Annotated in this window: 18 protein-coding genes and 2 rRNA genes; 3 read left to right on the forward strand and 17 right to left on the reverse strand. The window is 42.9% G+C overall.

Features of this window, described 5'->3' with window-relative positions:
- The first annotated feature begins 51 nt into the window (after positions 1 to 51).
- Positions 52 to 1,617 carry a hypothetical protein gene (locus DV872_RS05015; protein ID WP_147283102.1) on the forward strand — a complete coding sequence of 522 codons (1,566 nt, stop codon included), beginning with the start codon at positions 52 to 54 and terminating at the stop codon, positions 1,615 to 1,617.
- 165 nt (positions 1,618 to 1,782) lie between these two features.
- Complete coding sequence (gene nifJ / locus DV872_RS05020; protein ID WP_114628763.1) at positions 1,783 to 5,292, forward strand: pyruvate:ferredoxin (flavodoxin) oxidoreductase; 3,510 nt, start codon at positions 1,783 to 1,785, stop codon at positions 5,290 to 5,292.
- A gap of 211 nt (positions 5,293 to 5,503) precedes the next feature.
- Here the strand turns inward: nifJ and DV872_RS05025 are convergent, their stop codons facing one another.
- The 5 genes from DV872_RS05025 to DV872_RS05045 all read right to left on the reverse strand — a co-directional run bounded on the left by DV872_RS05025 (position 5,504) and on the right by DV872_RS05045 (position 9,710).
- Positions 5,504 to 6,214 (reverse strand): TrkA family potassium uptake protein, encoded by a 711-nt coding sequence (locus DV872_RS05025; RefSeq protein WP_114628764.1) that lies wholly within the window; start codon positions 6,212 to 6,214, stop codon positions 5,504 to 5,506.
- Positions 6,211 to 7,545 (reverse strand): TrkH family potassium uptake protein, encoded by a 1,335-nt coding sequence (locus tag DV872_RS05030; RefSeq protein WP_114628765.1) that lies wholly within the window; start codon positions 7,543 to 7,545, stop codon positions 6,211 to 6,213. Before DV872_RS05030 ends, DV872_RS05025 begins: the two co-directional genes overlap by 4 nt.
- A gap of 16 nt (positions 7,546 to 7,561) precedes the next feature.
- Positions 7,562 to 8,065, reverse strand: a complete 504-nt coding sequence (locus DV872_RS05035) for a YtfJ family protein (RefSeq protein ID WP_158546838.1) — start codon at positions 8,063 to 8,065, stop codon at positions 7,562 to 7,564.
- A 63-nt stretch (positions 8,066 to 8,128) separates the two neighbouring features.
- Positions 8,129 to 8,986, reverse strand: a complete 858-nt coding sequence (locus DV872_RS05040) for an HU family DNA-binding protein (RefSeq protein ID WP_158546839.1) — start codon at positions 8,984 to 8,986, stop codon at positions 8,129 to 8,131.
- A 4-nt stretch (positions 8,987 to 8,990) separates the two neighbouring features.
- Positions 8,991 to 9,710: a hypothetical protein gene (locus tag DV872_RS05045; protein ID WP_114628768.1), complete on the reverse strand. Its 720-nt coding sequence runs from the start codon at positions 9,708 to 9,710 to the stop codon at positions 8,991 to 8,993.
- A 93-nt stretch (positions 9,711 to 9,803) separates the two neighbouring features.
- Here DV872_RS05045 and DV872_RS05050 point away from each other — a divergent pair, with 93 nt between their 5' ends.
- Entirely contained in the window at positions 9,804 to 11,549 is a 1,746-nt protein-coding gene (locus DV872_RS05050) for a substrate-binding domain-containing protein (RefSeq protein ID WP_114628769.1), read from the forward strand.
- Between the two features lie 2 nt (positions 11,550 to 11,551).
- Here DV872_RS05050 and DV872_RS05055 read toward each other — a convergent pair whose 3' ends face one another.
- The 12 genes from DV872_RS05055 to DV872_RS05110 all read right to left on the reverse strand — a co-directional run.
- The gene (locus DV872_RS05055; RefSeq protein ID WP_114628770.1) at positions 11,552 to 12,721 is read right to left on the reverse strand and encodes a uroporphyrinogen decarboxylase family protein; all 1,170 of its coding nucleotides are present in this window, start codon (positions 12,719 to 12,721) and stop codon (positions 11,552 to 11,554) included.
- Positions 12,722 to 12,845: 124 nt separating this feature from the next.
- A complete protein-coding gene (locus DV872_RS05060; protein ID WP_114628771.1) occupies positions 12,846 to 14,153 on the reverse strand; it encodes a hypothetical protein in 1,308 nt (435 codons plus the stop codon).
- 53 nt (positions 14,154 to 14,206) lie between these two features.
- Positions 14,207 to 14,530 (reverse strand): L-rhamnose mutarotase, encoded by a 324-nt coding sequence (locus DV872_RS05065; protein ID WP_114628772.1) that lies wholly within the window; start codon positions 14,528 to 14,530, stop codon positions 14,207 to 14,209.
- Between the two features lie 63 nt (positions 14,531 to 14,593).
- On the reverse strand, positions 14,594 to 15,697 hold the full coding sequence (locus DV872_RS05070) for an ABC transporter permease (RefSeq protein WP_158546840.1): 1,104 nt from the start codon (positions 15,695 to 15,697) through the stop codon (positions 14,594 to 14,596).
- Entirely contained in the window at positions 15,690 to 16,766 is a 1,077-nt protein-coding gene (locus DV872_RS05075; protein ID WP_158546841.1) for an ABC transporter permease, read from the reverse strand. Before DV872_RS05075 ends, DV872_RS05070 begins: the two co-directional genes overlap by 8 nt.
- Entirely contained in the window at positions 16,753 to 18,276 is a 1,524-nt protein-coding gene (locus tag DV872_RS05080) for a sugar ABC transporter ATP-binding protein (protein ID WP_233516409.1), read from the reverse strand. The genes DV872_RS05075 and DV872_RS05080 overlap by 14 nt, the downstream gene beginning before the upstream one ends.
- A gap of 181 nt (positions 18,277 to 18,457) precedes the next feature.
- Complete coding sequence (locus DV872_RS05085; protein ID WP_114628775.1) at positions 18,458 to 19,636, reverse strand: sugar ABC transporter substrate-binding protein; 1,179 nt, start codon at positions 19,634 to 19,636, stop codon at positions 18,458 to 18,460.
- Positions 19,637 to 19,824: 188 nt separating this feature from the next.
- On the reverse strand, positions 19,825 to 20,874 hold the full coding sequence (locus DV872_RS05090) for a uroporphyrinogen decarboxylase family protein (protein ID WP_114628776.1): 1,050 nt from the start codon (positions 20,872 to 20,874) through the stop codon (positions 19,825 to 19,827).
- A gap of 98 nt (positions 20,875 to 20,972) precedes the next feature.
- Positions 20,973 to 22,550 (reverse strand): helix-turn-helix domain-containing protein, encoded by a 1,578-nt coding sequence (locus DV872_RS05095; RefSeq protein WP_114628777.1) that lies wholly within the window; start codon positions 22,548 to 22,550, stop codon positions 20,973 to 20,975.
- 189 nt (positions 22,551 to 22,739) lie between these two features.
- Positions 22,740 to 23,987 (reverse strand): uroporphyrinogen decarboxylase family protein, encoded by a 1,248-nt coding sequence (locus DV872_RS05100; protein ID WP_114628778.1) that lies wholly within the window; start codon positions 23,985 to 23,987, stop codon positions 22,740 to 22,742.
- Between the two features lie 237 nt (positions 23,988 to 24,224).
- Positions 24,225 to 24,333: ribosomal RNA gene (gene rrf, locus DV872_RS05105) — 5S ribosomal RNA — on the reverse strand.
- Positions 24,334 to 24,423: 90 nt separating this feature from the next.
- Positions 24,424 to 24,534, reverse strand: a 23S ribosomal RNA gene (locus tag DV872_RS05110); the annotation flags it as partial.

The raw sequence follows: 24,534 nt of genomic DNA on the forward strand, positions 1-24,534 counted from the left end.
TCCGACCCGTTCCATTCTATGATAATAAATATCAAGCCTTCGGAGACCTCTGTGAGCAAAAACCTGATCAGACTTATTATTTTCCACCACCACCTTCTTCCCGGGGGAGTCACTGATGTAATAAAACACTCCCTGAGCTGTTTTTGCAGTATGGATATGATCGAATCCATTACGGTTGTCTCTGGAAGAGCCGGTAACAGCGAAAAGATGAAAGCACATATGGAGAGTCTGAAGAGTTCGGGTACTGAACTTGGTATTGATATAATGCCTGAACTGGATTATCTAAGCACAGGGACAGGCTGCTCAGATACAGTAAAACTGAAAAGACTGTTATTGGAACGCTACTCTTCCGACAAAGCTGTATGGCTGATCCATAATTACCATCTTGGAAAAAACTGGGCCTTCACCAAGGCATTGAACAGCATCGCCGAAGACCGTACTCAACGGATGATCTATCAGATTCATGACTATCCGGAATGCGCCCGTTATGCCAATCTGAAAGAGCTCAAGACTCATATTGACCAATCTCTTTACCCCCGGTCTCCCACTCTCAGATACTGTGTAATCAATGTGAGAGATTATAAAATAATGAGACGGGCAGGTATGAATGAAAGAGTTATACACCTTCTGGAAAATCCTGTACCTGCGGGCGATAATCCAGCCAGTCTGCCTGCAGATAAAAAAAGAATAATAAAATCCCTTAACGAGTATAAAGGAAAAGAGGGGCGCCTGGACCCCGATGGTTCTCTCTGGCTCTATCCCGTTCGCAGCATACGAAGAAAGAATGTACTGGAAGGCGGTTTCCTGGCAGCCCTTCAGGATGACCCTGTCAATCTGATTCTCACCCTTCCGGGAGTATCGGCACAGGAAAAAGGCTACTCTGACTTATGTGAAGATGCTTTTAACCGGGGACTGATTCAGGGATTCTGGGGAACAGGAACTCTCCCAGATGAAGCCCGCATCTCTTATCAGGAAATGATAAGCAGTTCGGATCTTATTTTTTCATCTTCCGTACAGGAAGGCTTCGGCTATATGTATCTGAATGCACTGCTGTGGAAAAAACCTCTCATTGCCAGGTCTCTTGATATAATGGAAGGCTTCCTGCCTCTTATGAAAAACTATCCGGCACTCTTCTACAATGAGATATCAGTACCTGCAGATAAGGATTTAAAAAGTAAGGTAAAAGAACAATATGAAAAACGCTTTGCAGATCTTCAAGACTATCTGCCCCATGAACTGAAAAGCAAATTAGATGGCGAACTCCATGACTATTTAAAAGGGGACAGTCTGGAATTCTCATACCTGTCTCCCCCGGACCAGTGCAGCCTTCTGGAGAAACTTAAAAGTCCTCTGTTTATCAGCGAATGTAAGGCTATGAATGAAGCTACACTTAAAAGAATCAGAAAGCTTTACAGCATCACAGTGTCTGATAAGGAAACCGAACTCTACAGCTCTTATGGAGAGGAGTCCTACAGAAAAGACTTCACACAGATTCTCGATTCTTTTTCAGGGATGGAAGCTCCCGAATTTGACAATAAAAACGAGTCGGATCAAATAGATAAGACACTTCAGTTTGAGTTCTCAAAACTGGAGTTTCTACGGCTTATCTATGCCTGAGAGAGTCGGATTTGGACTAAATTTCACATAATTTTCATCATTCAAACGATTCGATAATTCAATACTTATTTTATCTTGAAAACCCCGGTGAACTATTGCGTTACCTTTCTATAAGCGATATTATATTGAGGTCAAAACTATTCTATTTTTTAAGGAATTTCTCATATGTCAAATAAAAAGAAAATGGTTACTATCGACGGAAATGCCGCAGCAGCACATGTTGCCTACGCATTCAGTGAAGTAGCCGCGATTTTCCCAATTACACCCTCCACACCGATGGGTGAGTACTCTGATTCCTGGGCCAGCCAGGGCAGAGAAAACGTCTTCGGCAAAAAAGTCGATGTCTTGGAAATGCAGTCTGAAGCCGGTGCAGCCGGGGCCGTTCACGGTGCTCTTTCTGCTGGTGCATTAACGACCACCTTTACTGCCTCACAGGGTCTTCTTCTGATGATCCCCAACATGCACAAGATTGCCGGTGAAATGATTCCGACAGTTTTCCATGTATCAGCCAGATCACTGGCCGCTCAGTCTCTCTCAATTTTTGGAGACCACTCAGACGTTATGTCCTGCCTGAATACAGGTTTTGCCATGACAGCCGCATCCTCCATCCAGGAAACAATGGATATGGCAGTTGTAGCTCATCTGGCGACTCTGAAAACAGAGGTTCCTTTCCTGGCTTTCTTTGACGGTTTCAGAACCTCTCACGAGATTCAGAAAGTTGAAGAAATCTCTTACGACACAATCAAAGAGATGATCGAACCTGAATATATCGAGCGTTTCCGTGCCAGAGCAATGAGACCGGAAAGCCCCATTGTAAAAGTTGCAGCTCAGAACCCCGACGTATACTTTCAGGGCCGTGAAACAACAAACAACATCTACGCTTCCGTACCCGGAATTGTTCAGGAATACATGGACGTACTGGCTAAACATGTTGGACGTCAGTACCACCTGTTTGATTATGTCGGTGCTGCAGATGCTGAAAAAGTACTCATTGTTATGGGTTCTGCCTGTGACACTGTTGATCAGACTGTTCAGTATCTGAATAAAAAAGGCGAAAAAGTCGGTGCTATCAAAGTAAGACTGTACAGACCTTTCTCTGCCAAGGCTTTTATTGATGCTGTTCCTGCAAGCTGTAAAAAGATTGCCGTTCTGGACAGAACAAAAGAACCCGGCTCACTGGGCGAACCTCTTTACAAAGATGTTGTAACTGTAATGCAGGGCAAGAATGTTGAAATCATCGGCGGACGTTATGGTCTGTCTTCTAAAGAATTCACACCTTCACATGTTAAAGCCATTTTCGATCACCAGGATGGAAAAGCGTTCCATAATTTCACTGTAGGAATCATCGACGATGTTTCCAATACCTCCATCGAAGTAAAAGAGCAGATCAATGTTGCTCCTGAAGACACCTTCAGCGGAATGTTCTGGGGTCTGGGTTCAGACGGTACTGTAGGTGCCAACAAGAACTCCATCAAGATTATCGGTGACAACACCGACATGAATGCTCAGGCTTATTTTGCATATGACTCCAAAAAATCAGGTGGTGTTACCACATCTCACCTGAGATTCGGTAAATCATCCGTAAATATGCCCTGGTTGATTGGCGCAGCAGACTTTGTTGCCTGTTCCAACTCTGCATACATCGGTCGTTACGATATGCTGGGCCCCATCAAAAAAGGTGGTGTATTCCTGCTGAACACCGAACTTCCCAGTGATGAAATCTTCAACAGCCTGACTGAAGAAGAACAGCAGATTATCATCGATAGAAAAGTTCGCTTCTATGCAATGAATGCCTTAAAGATTTCAGAAGAAGTAGGTCTGGGAAACAGAACAAACACTGTACTCCAGGCTGCTTTCTTTAAGATTTCAGGAGTACTTCCTGAAGCACAGGCCATTGAACTGATGAAGGGTGCAATTAAAAAGACCTTCAGCAGAAAGGGTGAAGACATCGTCAAGATGAACTGGAATGCAGTCGACAAAGCCGGAGAGGCTTTGATTGAAGTAAAAGTTCCTGCATCTATCACAAAATCTTTTAAACCTGCCAGACTGGTAGCCGATGATTCTGATGATTTCACTAAAAATATTATTGAAAAAATAATGCACCAGAAAGGTGATGACATCCCCGTATCTCACATGAGTTTCGACGGTGTACTCCCCACAGGAACCTCCAAACTTGAAAAACGTGGTGTTGCCCCCAGAGTTCCTCATTGGGAATCTGACAACTGTATCCAGTGTAACCAGTGTGTACAGTCCTGTCCTCACGCAGCGATCCGTGCTAAACAGATCAAACCCGAGGTACTGTCTGCAGCACCTGAAACTTTCAACACAGTTAAATACAAAGCTTCCAAGACCATGGAACTGCAGTACAAGATTCAGGTTTATACCGATGACTGTCAGGGATGCGGTGTTTGTATCGAAACCTGTCCTGCCAAAAGCAAAGCCCTGGTATGGTCTACTCTGGAAAAAGAGAGAGCCCTTGGTGAACATGAGAATGAAAAATTCTTCGAACCCCTCCCCTATGGTGTTCTGGACGGATCTTCCGAAGAGAATGTTAAGGGAATGCAGTTCAGAAGACCTCTGTTCGAATTCTCCGGAGCTTGTGCCGGTTGTGGTGAAACACCCTATGTTAAGCTGGTAACTCAGATTTGTGGTGATAACATGCTGGCAGCCAATGCTACAGGTTGTTCTTCCATCTACGGTGGAACCTTCCCCACAATCCCCTACTGTAAAAATGAAGCTGGAAGAGGACCCGCCTGGGGTAACTCACTCTTTGAAGACAACGCTGAATACGGTTTCGGAATGAGACTGGGTGTTGACTCCAACAGAACCCTGCTGAAAAGAAAAGTCAATGATCTGCTGACTGCAGGAACTACTCCTGAACTGACTTCAGCTCTGAAAGCTTCTCTTGAACTGTGGGATGATAAATCCCAGAAAGCCATGGACGCACAGGACGCCGTTAAAGCGCTTCTGCCGTCTGATACTTCCGGTGACGAAACTATGGCGAAAATTGTTGAACTGCAGGACTACTTTATAGATAAATCTATATGGATCATCGGTGGTGACGGTTGGGCTTACGACATCGGATTTGGTGGAGTTGACCATGTAATGGCAGCTGGTAAAAATGTAAACATCCTGGTTGTTGATACCGAGGTATACTCCAACACTGGTGGACAGGCTTCTAAAGCTACTCCCATCGCGGCTGTTGCCAAGTTTGCCAACGCCGGAATGAGACTGGGTAAAAAGAACTTGAACATCATGGCCATGAGTTATGGTTATGTATACGTTGCATCCATCGCTCTTGGTGCCAATAGAGCCCACGCTCAGAAAGCTATAATGGAAGCTGAAGCATACGATGGACCTTCTATCATTTTTGCCTACGCTCCCTGTATCGCTCACGGTATCGATATGTCTAAAACTCAGCTTGAAGAAAAAAGAGCTGTTGATTGTGGTTACTGGCCTCTGTACCGCTACAATCCCACTTTGGAAGAGGGAAAGAAGTTTACCTGGGACTGTAAAGAACCCACAGAAAGCTATCAGGACTTTATCCGCAGTGAAAGACGTTACACCGCGCTGCTTAAAACTGCACCCGACGAAGCCGAGGCACTCTACGCCGAAGCAGAAGCCGATGCAAAACATAGATGGAATTTCTTCAAGAAAATGGGAGAAATTATGTAAGAATCTGCCTTGTGCAGAATCGTGCAATCCGGAGGGAGGTATCCATAAGGGTATTTCCTTCTGTTTATATATAAAAAAAGCAGACCTCAGGGTCTGCTTTTTTTTGACTGTAACGTCCACATGCCAGCTGAAACTTATCAGCTGCAGACAATACGGTTCAGTTAAATTATCCGGAAATTAAAAACCGTCATTGAATTATTTATAAAAGGACTTACGGAAGGACTCCTTTCAAAAACCTGGAAATGGCTGATTTTTTTTTGACAATAGTCTTATCAGAAAAAGCCATCAGGTTCTTTTCATTCCCGGCCAATAGAAGTGTATCATTTTCAGAAAAGATATAATCCGGTGAGATAAAAGAGTACTCCTGCCCGGTTTTTTCACCACGGATAGCAACGACGTTGAGATTCAGAACATCCCTTATTCCTGATCCAATCAACTTTTTCCCCAGGATGGATTGTGGGGCTTTTACCTCAGCCAGCACCATCTCATTACTTAGAGGCATATAACTGATAAGGTGTGAAGCCATCAGAATCGGTGCCAGACGCTGAGCGGCCTCCTTATTGGGATACACTATATGTTCAGCCCCGATCAGACTCAATATTTCTCCATGCTCCTCAGTCTCGGCACGTACAAAAATCTTTTTAACACCCAGTTTCTTCAGATAGTTGGTTACAAGTATTGAAACCTCAATCCTGTCACCTGGATCAACAATTACGGCATCGATATCCGGTGGAATCAACTGTCCGATTGTAGCCTCATTCAGAACATCCGCAATATAGGAACGCTGTACTCTGTCCTTATAGGCATCTATGGTTTCAGGGTCTTTATCAATAAGAATAATCTCACACTCTTCTGTTTCAATCTGTTCCAGGATTCTTTTAGTGAAGGAACTCAGTCCGATAATTGCAAATTGCTTTTTCATCCTATTAATACCTCTGCTTCGGGATAACGAATATTATAAACAGTCTCAGCTGTCATCACAGGAATGATAATTGTAAAAAGACCTATACGGCCGGCAAACATGGTACAGATCAAAACCATCTGACTCATATCACTCAGATCAGCGGTGATACCCATACTCAAACCAACCGTACCCAGGGCGGAGACACATTCAAAAAGGATTTCCCGGAACCCTGCAATACTGTTCCAGCTGAAACTCTCAAATAAACTGACAAGAAAGACTGAAAGAAACAGGATGGCCAGGGCCTTCAGAAAGTAGAGACCTGCTCTGCTTAACAGGTCTCTGCTGATCCTGCGTCTAAGAAAAGCTATTTCACCATGATCATCAATGCCCTTTATAAAAATCAGAACAAGAAGAAACATGGTTGTAACTTTGATGCCTCCGGCAGTGGAGCCTGGGCCCCCTCCGATAAGCATGAGCAATAGATTTAGAAGATAGGAAGGTGTTGAAAATCCTCCCTGATCAACCGTATTAAAACCGGCAGTTCTTGTGGTTATGGATTGAAACAGGGCCGCCCCAACGGCTTCATTCAGCGGCATGTCGGCAAATAATCTATTACGTTCCATCAGGAAAAAGATAATGAAACCGAGAATCAGGAGGATAGCTGTAAAAAGAAACATGATTTTGCTGTGATAACGTAAGTTATATTTCTTTGGATGCTTAAGGACACGAAAAAGATTCCACAATACCATAAATCCCATTCCACCGCTGATAATTAGAAAAGAGAGACCAGTCATAACAACAGGATTGGATGAGAATCGGGTCAAGCTGTCAGGATATAGAGAAAATCCTGCATTACAGAATGCAGAAATACCATGAAAAACTGATGAAAAAATAGGTTTATCTACTCCCTGCTTCAGCATCCCCGGATATATAAAAAGCATACCAGCCAATTCAATCAGCAATGTAAATGCCAGTATCCGTCTGATAATGTTCTTAGGTTTTTGAATTTTCTCAGAGCCGTAATATTCCTGAATTATGGCGGAATCACTGAAGGAAAAACGACTACCCGGGAAAAAAAGATATAGTGTCGAGAAAGTAATAAAACCCAGTCCACCAGCCTGAATAAGGCTGAGAAGAATAATCTGACCGGAAAATGAAAAATTTTCTGTTGCAACAGTGGAAAGACCGGTAACACATACAGCGGAGACCGTAGTGAAGAGTGCATCCAGAACCCCCAGTCTTCCCTCATGATATGATGAGGGTAAGAGAAGTAGCCCTGTACCTAATACTATAAGAGTCAGAAAATAGAGGAGGAGAATCTGCTTATCCGAGAAGACCGGTTGTTTCACAGTATAATTATTCTACCTACTGAACGAGACTGCCGATACGGGAGAACTCAGAAGAAGCGACAACCCCTTCCCGGGCATAGATGACCTTACCGGCTTCATCAATAACCAGAAAAGCGTTTGAGTCATCCTTATAGTTAAACTTATTTTTCATTTTACCGTTCCAGTCGCCATATACAGGTATACCGGTTTTACGTGATTGATCAACAAGACGATCTTCCCAGATTTTTTTAAGCAGTCCCACATCGGAACAATTCACTACAGCAACAGTGAGAACACTGTTGTTATCCAGTGACAGAGAGTTGATATATTCCTTAAGGTCCTGATTCAAAGACATCTGAGAACGGTCTTCATAAAAGAGCATGATTTTCCTATCAGTCAGATCATCCCGTATCAATATCTGTCCTGAACCTGAAACGACAGAAAAACCGGGAACTTCATCCCCTGGCTGCAGTGCTGAAAGACTGCTGCTGAATATAATAATCAGAATAAAAATTATGGATGTTGAGCGGGGCGATTTCATCATTACTTCCTTAAAAAAGTTATATTCTATATTACCATATACCGGTATAAAGGGAATAGGAAATCAGCTTTCCTCATCTTCAGGAAGAGGCATGGCCTCAGCCTTATCCTTACTGCTTCCGGAAAACTTAAAATTAGGACTCCAGTGAGCCCCTCTGGCAGGAATAGTAATCTCCTCTCCTGTTTTAGGATTGCGTCCGATTCGAGCCTTCCTGCTTGGCTTCAGAGAGAGAGAAAAACGTCCCAATCTTCCAAAGGAGACAGTCTTACCCATAAGCATTCCAGTCTCCATCATGGACACATAGTCATCAGTGACTTCTCTGATCTTATCCTGGGTCAGACCGCTCTTCCTTGCCAGATAGGCAATAATGTTCTGTTTATTGAACTGCTCCGCATCCTGATCGCTGAACGGGAGGGTAAGATCACGGTTCAGATGTATAAATGAGTTCGTCAGAAAGACTGTCGCTTCCCGAACTCTTTTCTCCTGTTCAGACGGTGTGACGTCTTCCTTGCAGACAACGATTTTATAGAGGGCTGAGGTATGTTTTAAAGGACCGCTGCTGAACTCTGCGGCCTTACCATAGGCCGCAGGAGATGAAAGTGAGGTCGCTTCACAACGAACGATATCTGGAACATCCGTTCTTAAGGAGATGCTTGCATACTCAAGCCAGCGCTTTTCACCGGGCCCCAGACTGACCAGAGAACCGGAAAAGGTAAGAAGAAGAGCTGCCCGGGAATCACCGGCCTCCAATTCTGGAAGCTCATCCATATCCAGAAGTTTGATCTGCTGTGAAAAGAGTCTTTCCTTTTTTTCCCAACTGCTGCAGAGTTTATCAAAAGCACCCTCTTCTCCGCTCCACTCAGCTTCAGAATCCTTAAAGATTCTCTCCAGATGATCTTCAACCTGTTTTGGTATTGCCATATTCTTACCTCCCGATCTCATAAGACTCGACTTCCATAATTATCCTTTCAGAATCTCCCATCCCCCCGCTCCCCTCATATCTTAGAAGATAATGGGGCTTTTCAATGGAATACCAGAAGAATGTTTTAGGAACCATGCCGGAAAACATTGCCATTCCGCCGGTCATTTTAGCGGACAGCTGAAGCTTGTATGAATCATAGCTTTCGCTTCCGATATCAAGAGTCTCCTCTTTAATATACTTCACTCTGAATGTGATACTGTCCTTTTTATTATCTTTATTTTCCGGGTTATAAGGAAAAACGAGTTTAAGTGTTTTGGGATCTGAAAAGGGATACCCCCTCAGGATGTGACTCAGATCATTGAAATCCACCAGAAGAATCTCATCATCATTAACTGCCGGGGCGGATTGGATTTCTGAAAAAGTCGTATATTCGGTCCGTCCCGTTTTCTGAACTCTCCGTGAACGGTAGGGAACCAGGGTCCCGGTACGTATATCTACTTCAATATCCTGTACTGGAGAGCTCAGCAGAACTCTATACCAGGAGCTTCCGTCATCAGCCTTTATTTTGCTCACTGTCTGCAGAGCGTTACTGTACTCCTTACCCCTTAATACGGAGTAAGAAATACGCTCATTATCCGGAATAGAAGGATCAGACAGGGGATTATTAGAAAAAAGGACCCCTCCGATCAGCAGAAATGAAGAAACAAATAGAAATCTTTTCATACTACCTCTGTGTACTTATGTCTAACAGTATAAAGTATACTGCTGTTCTTATTAAATTCTTTTTTGCGAAACAGAATATGCTATAATCCAAAAATGCCGAAAATGCCAAAAAAAGCATCACCACGTATACAGTCAGTCAGTTTAAAACGCAGCTCAGAAGGACAATTGCTTCTCCTCTGGGGGGCAACAGAAAAGGAGATCCCCTCCCCCCCCGAGAAAGGGGCGGTTCTGACTCCTCAGGATAGCAAATACTGGTATGATACCGAATATGCCGGATGGAACATTGAAAAAATAAACATCCCCGATTCCCCCAGAGATGGTGCTTCAGGCAAAGAGCTTATCTATCTTCAGCCTGGAGATGATCATCCCTATATGCAGCAGTATGCCGCCACAATTGAAGAGAGATGTGCTGACGCCGGTCTGAAACTTCGGATACTTAATTCCAAGTGGGATGAAAAATTATTTGACGATAATGTAAATATGGCCATTTCCATGAAGCCGGATATGATACTTCTGAATCCCGAACACCAGAAGCAGAGCAGTTCCTGGTATAAGAGAATAAATGAGGCAGATATCCCGGTAATTGGGGGCAATTTTCTGGCGGAGAATGAAGGACACAAGTATCTTCTTGCCTGGACAGGTCCCGATGACTGGGGCCAAAGTCGTCTATTGGCAAAAACCATGGCCGATCAGATGAACCACAAGGGCGGCTATGCGATTATTCAACACCATAAGGGAAATTCCAGTTATTTTGCCAGAACATGGGGTCCCATTACAGAACTTAATAAATATACCCCGGATCTTATACATCTTGATTCCAGAATAGGTATGATCCCCTCGGAAGCCGCAGCAATAGTTGAGGAGTGGATAGATACACATGGTGATGGACTGAACGGTATTTTCAGTGCCGATGATGGAGAAGTGATGCAGGCAATATCAGAAGTACTGAAAAAAAGAGACCGGGAGGATATATGCTGTGTGGCTGCCGGCAGCAGCCGTATGGGTCTTGAGCATATTATGCAGGACAGACTATATGCCAACTCTTTTCAATCTCCGGAAATTGATGCAGAAACAGCTATTCAGACGATTATTGACTGGTTTGAGGGTCTGACCGTTGAACCAATCCGCTATCTTCCAAAATATATTGTGACCAAAGAGGACGCCTCTGAATTCATGTATAAACGCTTTCAGGTAAGTTCTTTGAATATGGAACATCTCTATAATTCAATCAGAGAATATAAGTGGAGAGCCTGCTATAATTTTTTCGGTGATCTTTATGAGAAGATACTTACAAGAAGAGTTATCCCTATTGGAATGTTTCAGGGGATCTGCCTTGAGATTCTCACAGGTATGATAGTAATTATGCAGGAGGATGGCCTATCTGTAGAGGAGAATCTTGGATCTTACAGCAGCCTGGCCAAACATTTAACTGAAGACCAGGAAATAACATCTGTACTGGAGTGGCTCAATGATCTTGCGCAGCAGGTAATAGCCTCAAAACTTTCAAAAATCAATAAGAAAACTCATATACAGGAAATTGTAGATTTCATAGATAAGAACTACAGCACACCCATGTCACTTAAATCTCTATCCTACGACTTTTCCATTTCACAGGCCTATCTCGGCCAGATATTCAGAAAAGAGACCGGATTGAAATTCAATGACTATATCAACGACAAAAGAATTGAAGAAGCTAAAAAACTGTTCAGGGGAGAAAATATAGTAATCAATAAAGTGGCTCTACAGCTTGGATATACCGACCCGGCCTACTTCTATAAATTATTCAAGAAGCGGACCGGTATGTCAGCAATGGAATATATTCAGAAACAGTCTGACTAAAACTACTTCATGTCAGGAATATCCCATTGTCCCAGATCAAGGGGATAAGTCCCGTTTTTCTTTACCAGATTATAGACAAACTCATATCGTTCGGCGCTTACATTGCTGGGTACAGAATGATCGGATTGCACAATGAATCCACCGCCCTTGGCGGCATTCATCTTCCTCATCACTTCTGCCTCGAGTTCATCCAGAGGAGCGTCTGCCCACTTCATTACATCGATATTTCCACAGAAGGCCATGTCATGTCCGAAGGTTTGACGCTTTTCAATAACATCCATTCCGGATTTTGCTTCCAGAGGGTTGTAACAGTCCAAACCGATATCGATAAGATCAGGCCAGATATCGGTGGAGTTTCCACATCCATGATAGATAACAGGGAGCCCCTGACTATGGCTGAAATCAATCATATTTTTTAATCCGGGCTTGAAGAATCGTCTCCATGTATCGGGTGAAAAAAGCATTCCGTTCACATAGGAAACATCCCCCCAGATGATAAAGCCATCCAGCATTCCATCGGCAGCTTTAAACTGGGCTTTCATCAATTCCAGATTGAAATCTGCCACCCGGTTGAGGAATATCTCAAGTTCATCAGGGTGGAGTGCAGACCATAGAAGAAGGTTCTCGGTCCCGATGATCCTCCACCCCTCTTCCATACCCTCACAGACTGAACCATAGAGTGGAAAATCAGGATGCAGCTCTTTAACACTATCTATCCAGGGAGGAGAGTTCCTTGTAATGACTTCCGAGACACCGGCTAACTGATTATCTCCGCCTTTGAAATATCGCCTTTCATCCCAGGGATCATTAAATTCAAATGCAAGCATTTTTTCAACTGTGTCAGTCTCAAATTTCTCAAAATAGGGCATCTGAGCGCCTTTTTTATGACGGACAATTGCTTCAAATCCTGTTCTGACAACCTCTTCATCATCTGTACTTTTTATTACTTCAAAATTCTTGATGTGAGGATCAAGATTGGGTGTAGCACAGATCCAGTCCAGATCATAATGAGAGTAGGGGCTGGCATCCTTGGGCAGATCCAGCTCTTCTCTCCAGCGGTCTATAAACGTAAGCCAGAAAAAGTCACTGATCGGTACACGGTCAGCTTCCTCATGACGAAGAGTTTTATTGATTCTATCCAGCTTTTTTAAACAATTTTCTGATCTATTCATACAAATACCCCTTTATTTATTTACATACATAGTAATAACTTAATAAAAGAATACCCTTGTACGAACCATGAAACAAGGGTAAAAAATATTGATCCATATGTAAAAAATCAGTCACAGATACTTATCATCGGCTGGGAAATTTATCCACTTCCTCCATGACAATTCTCTCCCAGTCCCAGAGTCTTTCGGGCATGTAATTTACTGTTGAAATATCCTTCATAATCAGCTCAATATGACAGTTCCCGTCAGCCTCAGTCAAAAACTCCCGGATCTGTTTTCTCGCTTCATCAGCATCCCATTCCTTTGTAGCAAATACAGCAGGATTAGGTTTACGGCTGATAACATAGTCATTCCGAATCTCTTTTATGGCACGTCTGGTGTCATTCCAGGGACTGCAGGATATTTTTCTCAAATTAGGGATTCGCCTGAGCTGTTTCATTTTACCGGCAAGGGGTTCACAGCAGCCGTAGTAAGTCATACCCCAGCGTTCAAGCCAGCGTAAATCATGCTCAATGGCAAATTCCCAATGCATCTCAGGAGACACATCTGAGAAAATCTGAGCATTCGAACAACCCCACATATTATGTGTTTTAATATTATCCGGATCAAAATTACTACCGGGAAGGGTAGAACAATAGCCGTATCCACCAGAACCGATCCTCGTATTATCATTATCAAGTGACAACAGATTCTGTTCGGCAAACTGATCCAGTTCAACCATCCAGGCATCCACCATTCTGTCTACGGCGGTATTCACCATATCTGGTCTGAGGACAAGATCCAGCATAGCCTCGGTAACACCCCACCAACGGATAAGATAATCCCAGGGAGTAAACCAGATATGACTCTGTCCTTTCAGCTTTATGGGAAGTATATCTCCCAGCACTTCCTGCATGGCTTCAAAACTGAGGCGGGTTGCCTCTTCATTATGAGTAACCACAGGCATCTTTATTTTTTCGATATCTTCGGGTTCAGTAATCTGTATTTTAAAATGGCGGGAAACAATATCATTGGATTCATCTGTTTTTGCGATATCAGTTTCTTCCACAATCCCGAAGTCGGTGCTGTGAATAACTTTTTCACAGTCAAACCAGGGATTCACAACCATATCACCGGGCATGTGTGTCCACTGATAAATAGTCTTTCTCAGTTTATCTTCCAGCTCTCTGGCCCATTTATTCTTACACTTCAGTGTGAGTTCATCATTAACATTCATCTCGTGCCAGGGGATTTCATTAATCCAGACCATAGCTCTCTTTGACTTGAGATCATTCAGATCAGTCCATAATGCCGCTTTTTCCTTATGAACGGATTCTGATGCAATATCAGCATAAGCTTCACCTAATTCTCTTAAAATATCCTGCTCCTCAGGATGCAGAATTATCTCCTCAGCGACTGGAACAGCTGATCGATGACTGGGATCATGTAACATAAACTCCTCCGGTTTATATAAAAAAAATTATATTTTATTAAATTGAACTGCATTCAGTCCAGGTGATATACCTCTTCCATATCTGACCACCATTCACCTTCTTTCCTGGTTTCAAGTGGTTCCTGCATGGGTTTCATCAATGCCCACCATTCCTGAGTTTTAGGATCGGCAGCCATTTTTGCCATATCAGCATCAAAATCATTTCCGATATACTCAAAGTAGGAAAATAGATATCCATCCTTATGGTAGATGCTGTAATTCGAGAGATTACATTCCCTGATTTTATCGTTGATCTCTTTCCAGGGATGAGCGTGATGATATTTATAGGACTCCAACTGCCCGTCTCTAACTTTAATAATTTGTCCATACCGTTTCATGAAATACTCCTATAACAACGCTAAACAGCTTCAGAGCCTGTAAGAACAGGCTCTAAATAATTTTTAAGCTTTATGTTTCAGCTTCAGCTCTTCTGCTTCGGGAAGCATCGCCGGACGCTCTCCTTTCCTCAGAGACTGCTTATAGAGAACAAACGCTTCATACAGAACAACAGAGCCTAAAAGAACACCCGCTGCCAGAACCTGTGAATCGAAGCCCAGTCCCATACCTATAAGGCCGTTGAATATAGCCTGGATTGCAATAACCGCTATAGCAGTTTTAACAACAGATCCACTGCCTCCAGTCATAACTGTACCTCCGATTATTGTGGATGCAAGAACAAGCATAAGAGGATTGATTCCCCTCTCTCCATAATTGGGAACTGCGGCATTCATGGATGTAGCAAAAAGGATTCCCCCCATGGCTGCAGTAAAACCGGAGATTATGAAGGTCAAGATCAGCTTTCGTTCCATATCAATACCGGCCTGCCAGGCGGCTTCCTTGTTACTTCCCACCATAAACAGGCCTCTACCCCAGCTGGTCTTTACCAGAAGGATTTCAAAGAAAACAAGGACAAGAATGGTAATAATGGAACGCATTGTAAAAAACTCAAGATAAGGAAGCTTCAAGAGGGGTTTTTCAATTATATCTACGAGTAGATAACTGTTTGCACTGATGGTATTTCCCTTGCTGTATGTATACACAAACCCACCCAGGGTGGTGAGCATACCAATTGTAACAATAAAGGAGTGCACCTTACCTTTGGCAACCAGAAGACCATTTATCAGTCCGAAGAATGAACCTGCACCAAGAGCAATAATTGAGGCTACAATCCATGCACCCACAACAGCACCCGTACCGGCAGCCTCTCCTCCGAAGATTAAAAAGAATCTATTAAACTCACCCATTACCATCAGGGCACCCACATTGATCATGGCTCCCACAGAGAGGTCAAAGTTTCCACCGATCATAACAAAAGTAAATCCGATTCCTACCAGAATCGGCAGTAGTGAAGTCTTAAGCAGGGGGGTCACATTGGAAGATCTCATAAAACCGGGAGCCCCGATGGACATAATAATAATAATAATAACCAGAAATACATAAATTCTGTTGTGGTTCAGTGTTCCAAGCAACTTCTCGCGATCAAAGTTTTTATTTATTTTAAGCATAGTCACGCCCCAGTTTTCTAAGGGATCTGGCATTTACCGCAACCACGGTAATGAAGATCACCCCTGTAATCATTTTCTGTGTAAACGTACCAACCCCGAAAAGAGTCAGTATATTGCTGATCAGTCCCAGTGTAAAAACACCACCGAAGACTCCGATCATGCTTCCACGACCACCGGAAAGACTCATACCACCGAGGATAATTGCAGTTACAGCCTGAAAGTCATATCCCTGACCGATATAAAAAGCCCCTACCTGGTTCAATGAGGTCATGAAAATACCAGCAATTGAAGCAAAAAGAGATGACATCATAAATGCAAACATAACAGTTCTTGTAGCATTGATACCGGACATTTTTCCGACTTCAAAACTGGAACCTACCACCTTAAGCTGATTACCGAAGGTTGACTTTGTCATGACGATGTAGCCGATAATCATTACGGCAAACATTATATACAGGACAAGAGGAACTCCTCCCGGATATGTGGTTGCCAAAGCATTAAACTCTGCAGCCCTGCTTACAAGGTCCAGTTCCATAATATGAGGATCAAGTTTTGCCATGAGAGGCAGAAAAAATCCTGTTGTGTATGTTTTCTCCGTAGCCATATCAGGATAGATCTGAGTTCCTTTATAAGAGAAGCGAACCAGACCTTCCAGAATGAAGTTCATAGCCAGAGTCCAGATAATGGCATTTACCCTCAGCTTTCCAATAACAAAACCATTAATAAGGCCGATTATTACTCCGCCGATCATACCGGCGAGTATACCGTACCAGAGACCATATCGCATAAATTCGACACAGAGAACTCCGGTTGTTGCCATCACCATGGGTGCAGACAGATCACCGTACTGACCGCAGAAAATTACAAATGAAATACCTGCGGCAACGATACCCAGGTAGGATACCGCATTCAATATATTCAGCAGATTGCTGCCGCTCAAAAAATGAGGAGAGACCATCATTCCGATTACAGCCAGCACCAGAATCATAAAGAATACACCAAACTTATTTATAATCAGTGTAATGTTATTGTGCCCGGTTTTTCTTATATCATTATTAGTATTCGACACTGAAAACTCCTCTTTCTCCATTGGCGGCGAGAAGGACCTTATTTTCATCAAATCCGTCTTCTTTACTCAATTCTCCGATAAGATGTCCCTGTTTCATAACAGCAACCCTGTCAGAAAGTACTACCAGCTCCGGCAGATCTGAAGAGAGAAGGATAACTGAAACACCATCTTCCGCAAGTTTCACAATAGTTTCATGGATCAGCTTCTTGGCACCTACATCCACACCTCTGGTGGGTTCGTCAAGAATCAGAACTTTAGGTTTTGTGGACAACCATTTTGCCAGAAGAATCTTCTGCTGGTTTCCCCCGGAAAGATTGGAAGTCGTAATCTCCGGATCATGTGGATAGATTGTCAGCTTTTCATACAGTTCTTCCAGAATGGGAGTTCCCCTCCTGGGGTCGAAGAAAAAGAATCTGGAAAGTCTTGATATAATTGAAGATAGAATATTGTTCCTGTTGGAAAGGCGTAATGCCAGTCCTTCAGTTTTTCTGTTCTCTGAAAGATATGCAACACCCTTATCGAGCATCTGGGACATACTTTTTATATCAATGCTTTCACCGTCCAGAACAACTTTTCCATAATCCACATTATCTGCACCCGAAAGGCAGCGTCCCAGCTCAGTTCTTCCGGAACCGGCCAGACCTACGATCCCGAGAATCTCCCCATGATTTAATTCAAAGGAAATATTATGAACAAAGCCGTAGTGAGTCAGATTCTCAACCTTGAGAATTGCCTCACCCAGATTTGAAGCTCCTGTACGGACAAAATCATCTATTTTTTCACCGATCATCATTTCGACGACAGTTTTATTATCAACATCTTTAATATTGCAGGTATCTATTTTTTTTCCATCCCGCAGAACAGTAACCCTGTCGGCCACTTCAAAGATTTCAGGGAGGTGGTGAGAGATATAGACAATAGCCACACCCTGTTTCTTTATATCTCTAATAATATCAAAAAGCATCTGTACTTCTTTACTGGAAAGTGCAGATGTCGGTTCGTCCATAACAAGAATTTTTGGTTTGTCATTAAGAACCTTAGCCATTTCAATCAGCTGTGACTCATGCTGTGAAATGTTTTTCATTTCTATACCCGGATCAATTCTATCGTCCAGATTAACACTGGCCAGAGAGGTCAGGGCCTGTTTCCGGAGTGTTTCATGATCAACGAAGAGCCCTTTTGTCGGGATTTTACCGGCAAACATGTTTTCTTCAACAGATCTGTTATATGCGATACTGAGCTCCTGATAAACCATTCCCACACCCTCGGCTTTAGCCTGATGGGGATTATGCAGTTTGACAGGTTTGCCATCGATAAGAATCTCACCGGTGTAATCTGCATAAGATCCGGCAAGTATTTTCATCAATGTTGATTTACCGGCTCCGTTTTCACCCATGAGAGCATGAACTTCCCCTGCTCGGACTTCAAAACTGACTTTGTTAACAGCCAGAGTCCCGGGAAACTGCTTACTTACCTCATTCATCTGCAATGCAATTGCCGATTCACCCACTTTATATTCTCCTAATTAAAACTTTTGGTTCACATCCCCGGAAGGATGTGAATCAAAGGACAAAAAACTACCAAAGCTGTTTTAAGCCTTGGTAATTTCCCTCGAAGGACCATAAGGCCCCTCTCGGGAATGTCCGGTTTATTATATTTTAAAATAATTCTAAAACGGTTTATCTATTAGATTACCACTGTGCAGGCATGAAACTGTCTACGTTTTCAGGAGTGATAACAGCCTGGGGCAGATAGAATGCTGCATTGGAACCAAGATCTACACCATTGAAGTAGTCAGCAGCAACCTTGATGGGAACAGCACCGTCAGCTTCAGCAGACTGAAATGTGATTGCATCAATTTTACCGGCTTTAACAAGGTCCATACCTACTTTAGAGTTTCCGGCGGCGATTACATAAACATCACTTCTACCAGCTTCTTCCAGAGCCTGAGATACACCGAGACCCTGTGCAGAGTCATCAGAAACTACGATACAAGTCAGTTCATCACCAAATCTGGTTACCCAGTCAGCAACAACCTGTTTTGTCTTGGGAGCATCAAATCCGGGAGACTGGATATCCAGAGTTTTCATGTCAGGATAGTTCTTTTTGTAGTACTCAACAACATTGGTTGTTCTTGCGTAATAAGGAGATCCACCGGGGATATGTGTGATGTAACCTACACCACCTTTTCCACCGACATCTTTAGCCATGTGCTCAGCAAGCATTTTAAACTGGCCGAAGTCATCGGGTGCAGTGATTGCAAGTACATATCTCATAGCGTCATCATTGGGAATCATATTGTATGCAATTGCGGGGATTCCTGCATCATAGAGTTTTTTGAACTGCTGAACACTGGCTTTGGCATCAAGAGAAGCCAGAAGAACGATATCCGCTTTTTCTGCAATTGCTCTATCTACATACTGATTCTGCTGATTAAGGTCACCATTAGGATTCCACATTTCGAACTCAGCCATATAAGCTTCACATGCAATTCTGGAACCGTTAGCTACGGCTGTCCAGTAAGGATGCTCAGACTGCATTATCATGATGATTTTCTTTCCGATAACACCGGTTCCAGCAGAGGGAATCATATCAACTTTTTTAGTCTGACGACCGGCATATTCCAGTTTCCACATATCAAGTGCTTCCTGATCAGCGGGTTTTGCAGGAACGGGTCTTGTATCACCATAAATCAGTAAAAGCTGTCCATCGCTTCCACGTACATCAGAAATATCAATTGCTTTTGATGCCTCAAGATTAGCCTTGGCATCAGCATCGCTGGCCGGGGCAGCTGCTTCCTGCTGTCCTGCAGCAAATACAGACCCTGCCATAAGAACAGTCATCAGTAACATTGTAAAGATTCTCTTCATAACTCATACTCCTTTAGTAACTTTTAAAAAATCTCCGCCCTTTCAGACGAATCTACAAAATTGTAAAAATAAATGAATAATTGTTCTTTTCCATTCATCTTTAATTCAGATTAAATCCGTTTTAGAACACCCGCAACAGGACAAATTATGCATAGAACTGGAATAATTTCGAAAATTGCGGGTATTTTTCAAAGATATTCATACTCATCAACCGCCTTGAACATTGCCAGTACATTTTCAACCGGAGTTTCTTCTAAAATAGTGTCATGACTGGCTCCGGCGATATATGAACCACCTTTTCCCATAATTTTCAGAACATCCATGGATCTACTCTTCACCAGTTCCGCTGTCTCCCCGCTGATAAGAATATGATGAGAATCAATGGCTCCGTTAAGGACAATATGAGAACCAAAATCTCTTTTGAGACCCGCCGGGTCCATACCGTGACAGTCAGGCTGCAGGGCATGAAGTCCGTCCATTCCTATTTCTATGAGTGAAGGGATGAGAGGGCGATAGCCTCCGCAGCAGTGGAGCATCACCTTGAGACCGTATTCATGTCCCAGATCAACCATACGTTTAATGGAGGGTAAGAGAAAGTCAGAAAACTGTTCGATACCCATAAGAGGACCGGACTGACTCCCCAGATCATTTCCGATAAAAAAGATATCCATCAGATCAGCAGCCTCTTCAAAACTCTTCCTGCTGCTCTCAATATAGTAATCAGTAATTCTTTCAAACAGAAGTTTTGCAACTTCCGGATAGTCAAACATCAGATAGTAGAGCTCTTCATGTCCGATGAGATCAATAGCATCATGCCAGAATGGAGACCAGTCTCCTCCCATAATTGCATATTCACCCTCATATTTTAAGATATTGTCTCTTAACCCCGAAGTGTCAACAACATCACAATCCGGCCAGACATGAGCTTCGACTTCTTCTATACTCGATATTCCCTGAAGGGGATGAGAAAGAGGCATCCCGAATCCGATACCCTTTCTTTCGACACCGAAAGGACTGCGCCATGTAGCACCCGGCATCATATCCTCCTGAGATCCCGTAAATACAGCACGGACGACTCTGAAGTCATCCCGTACATGACGTCGAACAGCTTCTTCATCCATTACCAGATGATTTTGAATTTTCAAATTGAACTCATCAGACATTCCCAACCATCTTGGTATCCGGTCCAGACGGGGGTCTTTATTAAATGCTGCTGCGACTCTTTCTTTCGATGTCATTTTACTTATTCTCTCCTTGATCTGAAATTCAGGATATCACCCCTGAGAAGGGAGAGAAATTGTAATTTTTTGCAATTACTGTTGAAAAATTATGGAATTCAACTCAAATGAAACTTTTCACGATACTCAGACGGATTCATTCCTGTCTGTTTTTTGAAGATTCTGAAGAAATAACTGGAGTCTGAATATCCCACTTCTTTAGCTATTTCATACTCTTTAAGAAGAGGATTACGAAGGAGAATTTTAGCCTGCTCCACTCTGATAACATTAAGATGACTTGAAAAATTATCTCCAGTCTCCTTTTTGTAAAGCTGCCCCAGATATGCCGCGGAAAGGTTAAATTGAAAAGACAATGTTTTAAGAGACAGCGGTTTCATCGAGTTATGCCTTACATATTCAACAATCTGTTCAATGGAGATCTTTGAGGGAAGTTCGGTCTTGATAAGATCACAATATTTTAGGGCAATCTTCTCCAGCCAATCCATAGTCCTATCAAAACTCTTCTGATGAAGAATCTGTTTTGTCAGCATGGCGGGATTATTACACCCTGTCAGGCTTCGGTTATTTATCCCCTTTTCTGCACTTACTGCAATAAAGCGGGATAGAATTTCAATAGCTACACCGCTGCAGTATTCGGCTGTGATGAGACTGCATTCCTGAAACTTTCTGATCAGATCCTGAAAATAGGATTCAATACCCGGGCTGTCCCCCAGTTTCAGTGAAACCGTAAAAGGATCATAATCAATAATGGGTAACTCATTCCTCTTGGTAAGAAACTGTTCAACATCATCCCTTGTAATAACATGTACAGGCATAAAACAGACTGGGGGGATCTCAAAACCGTTGAACCAGTCAACTGCTGTCTGCATGGACAATGTTCCGTCAATAATACCCGACTGATAGGTAGTTGCCATAAGCTTGTCATGCTTTATTAAATTAAGAGCTTCCGGAGGACTCCAGTGAGAGACACAGATAATATCAGCTCTCTTCATCCTGGAAAGGGCCCTGTTAATCCCATTCTGAACAATCAGACTGTCTGCAGAGACGATCCCTTTCAGCTCCTTTCCATATTTTTTCAACCAGATCTCCACAGCCTTCTCAGAAAGCTGCTGATTCATCTCGGTTGAACAATAATCCAGGCAGCGCATACGGGGAGCGATCCTCTTGAGTTCAGAAATAACACCCCAGGTTCTGGCTACATTGCAGGATGTTCCCTCAAGATGCTGAATGAGCGTATAACCACCCTCAAAGTTCATATAGCTGGCAAAATGACGAGCCAGTTCTCTGGACATCTCCCAGTCATGAGGACCCGTCCAGGATAGGATATAAGGGAGATCCTCCTGTGCCGGCATCAGGTTGCTGCAGATAATGGGGATACCTGCAGAGTATATCTTCTGATATAAACCCTTAACATGGCTGAACTCCGGCATGAGATGAATTGTCAGATCAGGCTTTCTATCAATAACGATATTTGCATAATCCACCTGAGCATTGTAATCCCGCTCTGTATCAATAATTTCAAGCTCAATATCATTTATTGCAGCCACCTGTTCCAGGCCGAATCTGAATTTGTCCATATAGGGGTGTTTCATGGGAATATTGCAGATAACCCTCTTTCCTTCAGGACCATCCATTGCACTTTCCGGCATGGGAAGTTTTTTGACCTGCCAGTGCATATGCTCCAGGTCATACCAATGCCTGGAATCATCCAGAGGATAATCCTCCTGATGCTCAGGTCTTGGTATAGAGGTAGATTCTATACTGTTTCCAATAAGAATAAGGGGTGTTGTATTTTTCAGTTACTGCCTCCGGGAAAAATAACAACTTTTATACTACCACAGTGTTACCGGGATAGGGATTTAAGCTTACTTATATTCCTGGACCGCATCGAACAGAGCAATAATATTTTCAGCTGAAACATCGGGCATAATATTATGAATATTATTAAACACAAAACCGCCGCCTGGATTAAGTATATCAAGACGCCGTTTCACTTCATCTTTAACCTGAGCAGGAGTTCCGGTATTCAGTATGACTCTGGGATCCATTCCGCCACCCCAGAAACATATATCAATCCCAAACTCACCTTTAACCTTTTCAGGTTCCATATCGAGACAATTTGTCTGCAGAGGATTTATAATATCGATTCCTTCATCAATAAGAGAAGGAATAAACTGATAGATTGAACCGCAGCTGTGAAGGAATGTTTTCATTGAACTGTTGTTGTGAACATATGAACACAATTTTTTCCGGTGTTCATGAAAAAGATCGGTATACACATCCAGTCCCATAAATGGTCCGGAATCCATTCCCAGGTCATCACCGAACCTGAGCACATCAACAATATCCCCCACCGAATCACAAACCTTTTCAAGGGTTTTCATATGTCTCTCCATCAGGAGTTCCATCAGTATTGCGACATTTTCCTTATCTATATACAGATCCATAAGGAAATTATCCATCCTTCTGAGAAAGGTTCCCCATTCAAAGAGATTACAGCCGCAGACAACCAACAGCGCCTTGTCACTCTCCTCCCTGAGTTTCAGGGTCCTCTTCCTTAGCTGACCCCAGAAATCAGGCTCTGCAGCATGATCCCAGGGACTATGTACCATGTTTGACCACAGAACTTTATCCATGGCCTCATCAATGCACTCCTCCATGGCTTTACGGCCTTCCGGATAGCCGTCAACCCAGGGGAAATGGGTTTGATCATAGAATGTAGCCCCTTCGGGCATTGCAGCGATGGGAGTTCCATCTTTATGGTAATTTACCCAACCCCCTTTTCCGTTGGCCTCGGGCTTAAACCAGGCAGGATTATATGCATCATATTTATCGTTTAATTTAATTTTGGTCCAGTCAGAATCTTTCTCATTGAAAACTCTTCCAATATCAAGAACATCAACACCCAGCCTGTCTATCAGCCTGTCACCTGGTTGTGCCAGCTGCTGAACAACATCATAAATAAGTGTCTTTTCATCCCAGCCCAGAGTTTGAATAAGTCTGGCATGAGCAATAGCAGAGATTCCTGAACTTGGTGTTGCACCAAGATCTATCGGGACTCTATCGGGTTCTTTATGGTTTATGGCAGCGAGGACGCGCTCTCTTGATGTCATTTAATTCTCCATTGGTATTTTGAGAAATAATAACACTCCTCTCTCAGGGCTAGCCATTGTAAATATTCAGGATTTATGTGGAATAATTACTACAAAGCTCAGAAATATTCATAATTTGTCATTTTGAAGTATAAAAACTAAATATCAGAAGAAGATTTTCCAACGTTAACTGCTTTTCTAATAGATTTAAACTTATAAAAGAAAAAAGCCCCAGTCCGAAGACTGGGGCTTTAATTAAACTGGCGACGACCTACTCTCCCACCTTGGCAGTACCATCGGCGCGATTGAGCTTGACTTCCGTGTTCGGGATGGGAACGGGTATAACCTCAATGCTAAAATCACCAGATTGCAGGGATAATTCATAAGAACTATCTCCTACAAACCACAACACTTTCATGTTGTAATCTATATAAATTACGTAGAGATAAATAATAATATGGTCAAGCCTCACGGAAAATTAGTACTGGTCGGCTCAATATGTTTCCACACTTAGACCGCCAGCCTATCAAACTCGTATTCTTCGAGATTCCTTCAGCTCCCTTAAAGG

The organism is Oceanispirochaeta sp. M1, assembly GCF_003346715.1.
Taxonomy (GTDB): domain Bacteria; phylum Spirochaetota; class Spirochaetia; order DSM-2461; family DSM-2461; genus Oceanispirochaeta.